This window comes from Streptomyces sp. NPDC127097, assembly GCF_042724075.1.
Taxonomy (GTDB): Bacteria; Actinomycetota; Actinomycetes; order Streptomycetales; family Streptomycetaceae; genus Streptomyces.
On the sequence record NZ_JBHXFI010000005.1, the window covers coordinates 200,219 to 207,909 of the forward strand.

At 73.4% G+C, this 7,691-nt stretch carries 8 protein-coding genes and 1 pseudogene; 3 read left to right on the forward strand and 6 right to left on the reverse strand.

Annotated features, from left to right (window positions below; all coding sequences use genetic code 11):
* Nucleotides 1-23: 23 nt before the first annotated feature.
* The 4 genes from ACFWJW_RS07360 to ACFWJW_RS07375 form a co-directional block, all read right to left on the reverse strand.
* Nucleotides 24-1,028, reverse strand: a complete 1,005-nt coding sequence (locus ACFWJW_RS07360) for a sortase domain-bontaining protein (protein WP_387236245.1) — start codon at nucleotides 1,026-1,028, stop codon at nucleotides 24-26.
* The gene (locus ACFWJW_RS07365; RefSeq protein WP_387236248.1) at nucleotides 1,018-1,428 is read right to left on the reverse strand and encodes a hypothetical protein; all 411 of its coding nucleotides are present in this window, start codon (nucleotides 1,426-1,428) and stop codon (nucleotides 1,018-1,020) included. Before ACFWJW_RS07365 ends, ACFWJW_RS07360 begins: the two co-directional genes overlap by 11 nt.
* 137 nt (nucleotides 1,429-1,565) lie before the next feature.
* Nucleotides 1,566-2,345, reverse strand: a complete 780-nt coding sequence (locus tag ACFWJW_RS07370; RefSeq protein ID WP_387236251.1) for an HAD-IIA family hydrolase — start codon at nucleotides 2,343-2,345, stop codon at nucleotides 1,566-1,568.
* Nucleotides 2,346-2,488: 143 nt separating this feature from the next.
* On the reverse strand, nucleotides 2,489-2,677 hold the full coding sequence (locus ACFWJW_RS07375) for a hypothetical protein (protein ID WP_387236254.1): 189 nt from the start codon (nucleotides 2,675-2,677) through the stop codon (nucleotides 2,489-2,491).
* Between the two features lie 272 nt (nucleotides 2,678-2,949).
* On the opposite strand from ACFWJW_RS07375, the gene ACFWJW_RS07380 reads away from it, so the two are divergent.
* Together ACFWJW_RS07380 and ACFWJW_RS07385 are read left to right on the forward strand one after the other, a co-directional pair.
* A complete protein-coding gene (locus ACFWJW_RS07380) occupies nucleotides 2,950-3,492 on the forward strand; it encodes a GntR family transcriptional regulator (RefSeq protein WP_387236257.1) in 543 nt (180 codons plus the stop codon).
* Nucleotides 3,489-4,271 carry a GntR family transcriptional regulator gene (locus ACFWJW_RS07385; RefSeq protein WP_387236260.1) on the forward strand — a complete coding sequence of 261 codons (783 nt, stop codon included), beginning with the start codon at nucleotides 3,489-3,491 and terminating at the stop codon, nucleotides 4,269-4,271. The genes ACFWJW_RS07380 and ACFWJW_RS07385 overlap by 4 nt, the downstream gene beginning before the upstream one ends.
* A 59-nt stretch (nucleotides 4,272-4,330) precedes the next feature.
* On the opposite strand, the pseudogene ACFWJW_RS07390 reads toward ACFWJW_RS07385, so the two are convergent.
* Nucleotides 4,331-4,840: pseudogene (locus tag ACFWJW_RS07390) on the reverse strand (2-aminoethylphosphonate ABC transporter substrate-binding protein); the annotation flags it as partial.
* Nucleotides 4,841-5,098: 258 nt separating this feature from the next.
* A complete protein-coding gene (locus ACFWJW_RS07395) occupies nucleotides 5,099-6,343 on the reverse strand; it encodes an ROK family protein (RefSeq protein WP_387236262.1) in 1,245 nt (414 codons plus the stop codon).
* A 56-nt stretch (nucleotides 6,344-6,399) separates the two neighbouring features.
* On the opposite strand from ACFWJW_RS07395, the gene ACFWJW_RS07400 reads away from it, so the two are divergent.
* Nucleotides 6,400-7,518: a Gfo/Idh/MocA family oxidoreductase gene (locus ACFWJW_RS07400; protein ID WP_387236265.1), complete on the forward strand. Its 1,119-nt coding sequence runs from the start codon at nucleotides 6,400-6,402 to the stop codon at nucleotides 7,516-7,518.
* Nucleotides 7,519-7,691 lie beyond the last annotated feature (173 nt).

Sequence of the window (7,691 nt, forward strand, 5' to 3'; positions counted from 1 at the left end):
GCATCGGGCTTCGGCGAGGTGGCTCAGTCGCCGCCGGGGGTGTGCGGGGGCTCCTGGTAGGACGTCAGGTAGGCGGAGACCACCACGATCACGTGGGCCGTCTCCCCGCCGCCCGGCCGGCCGGTGGCACCGGCGGGGCTGTTGTCCTCGGTGATCAGGCGGAGTTCGGAGCGGCCGCGGTCGTGGGCGGCGTAGGCCCGGCGCGGGTCGAAGCGGTGGCGGTCGTAGAGCTGGACGTCCTCGATGGTGAAGCGTGCGGTGCTGCCGTCGGCGCGCTGGATGTCCACCCGTTCCCCCGGCTTGAGGCGGGACAGGCGGTGGAAACCGGCCCGTTGGGCGCCGGGGCCGCGGAGGGCGTCCGCACGGGCCACGAGCAGCGCCGCGCCCGGCTCGCCCGGTTGCGGCCCCCCGGCGTACCAGCCGACGGGCTGCGGTGAGGTGTACGGGGGCGGGGTGAGCAGGCCGTCCCCGTCCAGGCCGCTTCCGGTGATTCCGGCCTCCCGTACGCCGAGCGCGTCAAGGGTGATCCGGACGGGCCGTGCGGTGGCCGCGGCACGTACCGGGGCGTGCGCATGCGGCGGCGCCTGTCGGCCCAACGGGCGGCCGGCGGCGGCCACATCACCGGTCGTGGCGAGCTGCGCGGCCACCTCGTCCGCCAGATCCCGGCCCCACAACCACAGCCCCAACAGCAACACCGCCCAGGCCACACCGCCGAGCAGCCGGCCGGGGCGGTGGGCGGTTCCGGGGGTGGGGGCGGGGCTGGTGTCCCTCTTGGGGCCGGGGCCGGGGCCCGTAACGGTGCCGGAGCCAGGTCCGGGGAAGGCATGGGTGCCCCGTAGGGCAACGACGTTGAGCGCCTCACGGGGGCCATGGGTGCCGGATGTGCGGGAGGCACCCGGCCCTCTGGGCGCGGCCGCCACGGCCCTCGTGCCGTCCCCGTTGCCGTCCACATTTCCGTCCGGGCCGGATACGCCGGGTCTGGCGGTCACCCCGACCGCACTCGCCCGCCCCTCCGCGTCAGCGCTCATCGGCGTCGCCCCGCCGCTCGCGGCGCAGTCTCAGCCGGAGCCGGAGCAGCTGCCCCGCGATGACCAGGATGGCGCCACCGGCCAGCACCAGGCCCACGGCCGAGGTACTGCTCAGCTCACGGTTCGAGGTGGCTTTGGCTTCCTTGGCGGCGTTGGTGGTGTGGGCGGCTCGGGTGGCGGGAGAAGCCGGATGGGTGCCGGGTGCCCAGCCGGAGCGGACGAGGGCCCGCCCGGCGGTGCCGCCGGTGGCCCGCCAGGTGTCCGCGCCGCGGGAGGCGGGGGTGACCTGGACCGTTGCGGTTCCGGTGGCGCGATGCTCCGCGCCGTACGCGGGCGCCGGCGCCGTCGTCACCGCGCACGCCGCGACCGCGGCACAGAGAGCAAGTTGCCGTGAGCGCATGGTGAACCTCCGATAACTCCGAAGGTCCGCCCCCGTGCGCCCGGCCGCATCCGGTGCGGTCCGAGGCTGCGCCGTTCGGGTGGGGCGCCTGGGCCACCGGCGTCCACGGCCGGATCAGGCCGCCCCACCCGCCCCGATCACACCAGGTCGATGAGATCCGCGATCGAGTCCACCACGCGGGACGGCCGATACGGGTGCCGTTCGACTTCCTCGGGGCGGGTGAGCCCGGTCAGGACGAGGAAGGTCTCCATGCCCGCCTCCAGGCCGGCCACCACATCGGTGTCCATCCGGTCGCCGATCATCGCGGAGGTCTCGGAATGGGCGCCGATGACGTTCAGCCCGTGCCGCATCATCAGCGGGTTGGGCTTGCCGACGAAGTACGGGTCGATGCCCGTCGCCTTGGTGATCAGCGCGGCCACCGACCCGGTCGCGGGCAGCGCGCCCTGCGGGGAGGGGCCGGTCTCGTCGGGGTTGGTGGCGATGAACCGGGCCCCGTCGTTGATCAGCCGGATGGCCTTGGTCAGGGCCTCGAAGCTGTAGGTGCGGGTCTCGCCGAGGACCACGTAATCCGGGGAGTGGTCGGTCAGCACGTAGCCGATGTCGTGCAGGGCGGTGGTCAGGCCGGCCTCGCCGATGACGTAGGCGGTGCCGCCGGGCCGCTGGTCGTCCAGGAACTGGGCGGTGGCCAGCGCGGAGGTCCAGATCGACTCCCAGGGGACGTCCAGGCCGATGCGGTTCAGCCGGGCGTGCAGATCACGCGGGGTGTAGATGGAGTTGTTGGTCAGCACGAGGAAGGGTTTGCCCGACTCGCGCAGCCGCTTGATGAAGGCGTCCGCCCCGGGAACCGGAATGCCCTCGTGCATCAGGACGCCGTCCATGTCGGTGAGCCATGACTCGATCGGCTTGCGCTCTGCCACTGCCGGACTCCTGCCGTGCGTGATGACCAGGGGCGCCGACCGCCTCCCGCACGCGCCGTGGACCACACGAGGTACCCCACGCGTCGTACGGACGGCCGACGCCCCCACCCTAAGTCAGCGGGCAGGACCCCTGACCCTCGCGCTCACTCCGGACCTTCTGGCGCGGACTGCCCGGCGCCTCGGCTCTCGGCAATCCGCAGTACATCGCGCAACGCCTCGATCAGCCGCTCCACGAGGAAGCGCAGCTCGCCATTGGAGACCTGGCGGGCGTCGAGCATCGCGCGGGCGTGTCCAAGCAACTCGGCCCCCATCTCGATCTGCGCCGCCTCCATCTCATCTGCGAAGCGCGAGACGGGGCCGTCTCCATCTCCTATGACGTAGCAGGGTTTGCCCCCGGGACCGGACCACGGAAGCAATCGGGGCTGTTGCCGGTGCGAGAAATGCATGGTGGACCACCGCCTCATGTCGGGCTGTTCACGCACCAGAACGTAACGCCATTCGCGAATACCAGCAAGGATGAGGATGCCGGTCCGGGCTTGTCACTTGTTCCGTAAGGCAGCACAGTTGTTCAGTAGGAAGACGATCAACCGTGCCGGAGGATGCCGTGAACAGCACCGAGTGGGTCACCACGTCCGTGCCGTACCTGACCCCGCGTGCGCCGGGGCAGCGCGACGCGTGGAGTGCCGAGAGCGCGGCCACGGGCCGCCGGGGCAGCCAACGCATCGTGCAGGCGGGGGAGGTGGCCGCGCCCGGCGGGATCGCGGAGCTGCTGGGGGTGGGGCAGGGCGATCGCGTCGTCGTGCGGCGCCGCATCATGTATCTCGACGGGCGGCCCTGCGAGTTGACGGACACCTACTACCCGCTGTCCATCGCCCGGGGCACCCGCCTCGCCGGGACGGCGAAGATCCCCGGCGGCGCGGTCACGCTGCTCGCCGAGCTCGGATACGTCGGTGTGCGAGCCCGCGAGGACGTCACCGCGCGCCTGCCGAGCAGCGAGGAGGCCACGGCCCTGGAATCGGAACCGTCGCAGCCGGTATTGCAGTTGCTCCGGCTCACCCTGGATGCCGGGGACCGCCCCGTCCAGGCGGACAGAATGGTGATGCCCGCGCAGCTCCAGCGGCTGCGCTACGACCTGAGGATCGGATGACCGGCGTGCCCAGCGACAGCACCGACACCGTCGACAACCGCCCACTGCACGAACGTATCGCTGCCGATCTGCGCGACGAGATCATGAACGGCGATCTCGCGCCGGGCGCCAGGCTGCCGTCCACGGCTCGGCTCAAGGAGCGGTTCTCGGCGTCGAGTGCCACCGTGCAGAAGGCACTTGGACTCCTCAAGGAGGAGCGTCTGGTCGTGGGACGCGCCGGTTCCGCCGTGACGGTACGGGAACACCGGCAGCGGACCATGCGGCCGGCCTCGTACATGGCTCCGGCGGACAGCGGCGACCGGTATCGCTGGCTCACCGAGGCGGAGAAGCTCGGGACGCGGGCGCGGAGCAAGCTGCTCCGGGTGGCGGAGGCCGCGCCGCCCGCCGATGTGTCCGCGCTGCTCGGTCTTCTGGAGAGCGGCACGGCCCTGCTCCGTGAGCAGTTGCTGCTGATCGACGATGAACCGGTTGAGCTGGTCAGCTCCTATTACCCGCTGGAGATCGCCCGGGGCACGGCCCTCGCCAAGCGCCAGAAGATCAAGGGCGGCACGCCGGTGCTGCTGGCCGGGCTGGGGTATCCGCCGCGGCTCAGCGTGGACCGGGTCTCGGCGCGGGTGCCCACCCAGGAGCAGTTCAGCGCCCTGCGCCTGCCGGGCGATCTGCCCGTGCTGCGCACGCTTCGCGTCGTCCACAGCGACGACGAGCGCCCCATCGAGGTCACGGTGATGGTCAAAGCGGGCCATCTCTACGAGTTGCAGTACGAGTTCACGGCCGGGTGAGACCCGCGCCCGCCCCCGAAGGCGGGCGCGGGCAGGCACGGATGCCCCGGGCGGGAGGCTCAGCCCCCCGTGGCCTCCCGCCACGCCTCCACATAGGAGTCCAGGTTCTTGTCGACGTCCTTCCAGTCCGGGTGGAAGATGTCGACGTTCTTCATGATCTTGGCGAGTTCGGTGGCGTGGGGGTCGGTGGCCTTGATGTCTTTGCGGGCGGTGAAGCCGCCGCCCACTGCGGAGACCTGGCGCTGGACGGGGACGGAGAGCAGGTAGTCGAGGAGCTTCTTGGCGTTGGCGGAGTGGGGGGCCTGCTTGACCAGGCCGGCCGCGTACGGGAGGGCGAAGGTGGTGGGCCTGCTGCCGGGCCTGGCGGCGGGGAAGAAGATGCCCTGGTTCGGCAGGGACTTCAGGTTGGCGTAGTTCATCTGGACATCGCCGTTGGCCACCAGGAGTTCGCCCTTGTCCGTCTTGGGGGCGAGCTGGCCGGTGGAGGAGGACGGGCCGACGTTGTTGGCCTGGAGCTTCTTGAGGAAGTCCATGGCGGGGCGCTGGCCGCCGAAGTCGTGCAGGGCCTTGAGGGCGGCGGGTGCGCCGGCCCAGCTTCTCGGCGGCCGGCGCGGCCCAGGTGCCGGCGGTGAGCGCGGCGAGGCTGGCGGCGAGCGCGGGGCGAGGGTGATCAGGAAGGAGGGAAAGCGAGGAAGAGGTCGATGAAGCGGCTGAGCACCGGCCCCCGGGGAACGGGACGAAGGTGATCCCGCGACCGGCCGGGCGGCAGCGGCGGCTGGACGGCGGGCTCCCCCGGCTACGCCGTGCGCCGCCGGGGGCACGCCCCCTCACCGCGCCACGGTGACCCCCCGCGCCCCGAACAGCGGCGCCAGCACCAGCTCCGCCGCCCCGTCCGCGACCACCTGCGCGCCGCCCCGGGCCAGCGCCACCGGGACCGCGGCCCTGCCACGGGCCCGTGCCTGGCCGTCGAGCGCCTCGGCCACCCCCGTCCGGAACCCCTCGGGGTTCTCCAGTACGGTGCGCCCGCCGAGCAGCACCCGGTCGATGTCCAGCAGCTCGACGAGGTTGGCGGCGCCCGCCCCCAACACCGCGGCCGCGCCCGCCAGATCGCCGCGGGCCACCGCCGCCAGACACAGCGCCTCGATACAGCCGCGCCGTCCGCAGCCGCACCGCGGCCCGTCCCACTGCACGGTCTGGTGCCCGAACTCCCCCGCGCCGGTACGCGGGCCGCGGTAGAGGCTGCCACCCAGGACGAGCCCGGCGCCCAGGCCGGTGCCCAGATGCAGATAGCCGAACGAGCCGGCGCCGGACGGCATCCCCTGAGCCAGGCCGAGCGCGGCCGCGTTGGTGTCCTTGTCGAGGACGACGGGAAGCCCGAGGCGTTCGGCGAGCGCGTCCCGCAGCGGGAAGCCGTCCCACTGCGGTGCGCCGGTGACCCGGTGCAGCACCCCGGTGGTGTGGTCCAGCGGCCCCGGGCAGGCCACCCCGGCACCCAGCACCGGCGGCCCGCCGGCCTCCGCGCGCAGCGCCGCGACCTCCCGAGCGGCGGTGTCGAGCACCGGCCCGGCGCCCGCCTCGAAGGCGAGCGGTGAGCGGCGTACGGCGACGGCGGCGCCGGTGAGATCGGCGAGTACGGCGATCAGCTCATCGCGGTCCAGGTGCAGCCCGACCGCGTGCCGGGCGCCGGGCACCAGCCGCAGCACGGTGGCGGGCTTCCCGCCCGTGGAGGCGCGGCGCCCCGCCTCGACGGCCAGCCCCTCGCCCCGCAGCCGCGCGGTGATCTTGCTGACGGCCTGCGGGGTCAGCCCGGTGTGCGCGGCGAGCTCCAGCCGGCTGAGCCCCTCCGCGCCGGCCGCCCGCAACAGCCCGAGCACCAGCGCGGCGTTGTGCCCGCGCAGCGCGGGGAGGTTGACGCCGGGATTTCCGGTGGCGGCCGGGTTTCCGGTGGCGGCCGGATTACCCGTGACGCCCGGCTTACCGGTGACGGCCGGAGGCCCGGCCGCCGCCGCGCCCGGAGCGCCGCCGCCGTCCCGCTCCCCGGCCCGCCCCCGGTCGATGTCATCGCTGCTCACCCACCCATTGTCCGCATCGCTTGCACTTTGGCAACAGCGTTGCTTAAGTGGAGCGCATGAGCAGCGAGACGAGCGACCCCACCGGCACCGCCGCCCCCCATGGCCCGCTCCGCGTCGGCCTCATCGGCTACGGCCTGGCCGGCTCGGTCTTCCACGCCCCTCTGATCGCGGCCACCGACGGCCTGCGGCTCGACCTCGTCTCGACCTCCGACCCGGAGCGGCAGGCGCAGGCCCGCGCCGAGCACCCGCAGGTCCGTACGGTCGACGCCCCCCAGGCGGTGCTGGACCGCGCCGCGGACCTCGATCTGATCGTGCTGGCATCGCCCAACAAGACCCATGTGCCGCTCGCCACCGCCGCGTTGAAGGCCGGTCTGCCGGTGGTCGTCGACAAACCGCTGGCCGCGACCGCCGCCGAGGCCGAGCAGCTCGCCGCGCTCGCCGACGACCGCGGCCTACTGCTCTCCGTCTTCCAGAACCGCCGCTGGGACAACGACTTCCGCACCCTCCGCAAGCTGATCGAGGACGGCGCGCTCGGCGACGTCCAGCGCTTCGAGTCCCGCTTCGAGCGCTGGCGCCCGCAGCCCAAGGGCGGCTGGCGCGAGTCCGGCGACCCGGCGGAGCTCGGCGGCCTGCTCTACGACCTCGGCAGCCACCTCATCGACCAGGCGCTGACCCTCTTCGGCCCGGTCGTCTCGGTCTACGCCGAGTCCGACATCCGGCGTCCGGGCGCGGAGGCCGACGACGACACCTTCCTCGCCCTCACCCACGCGAACGACGTCCGCTCCCATCTGTGGGTGAGCGCCACGACCGCCGTGCTGGGCCCGCGCTTCCGGGTACTGGGCAGCCGGGCCGGCTATGTGAAGCACGGCCTGGACCCGCAGGAGGCCGCCCTGCGCGAGGGCCTGCGGCCCGGCTCCGACGGGGTGGAATGGGGCGTGGAGCCGGAGTCCCACTGGGGCCACCTCGGCGCCGGATCGTCCCCGCAGACCGGCGGCGGCGAGCGGGTGCGGACCCTGCCGGGCGACTACCCCGCGTACTACGCCGCGATCGAACGGGCCCTCCGCGAGGGCGGACAGCCGCCGGTCACCGCCACCGAGGCCGCGGCCGCGCTGCGCGTCCTGGAGGCCGCGAAACGCTCCGCTACGGAGGGCCGGACGGTGCGGCTCGGGGGCTGATTCCCACGTTGTCGGCTTTCCCGCCGTGGTGGTTGCTCGCCGTTTGTTGCCCGCTTCGCGGTGCCCCCGCCGTTGCGCCTGCGGCGGGCGGTGCCGCTGCGCGGGGCTGTCGGGGTGCGGTGACGGGCCTGCGCGGGTGGGGGTGTCCGGACTGCTTCGCTTTACGTCCGGAC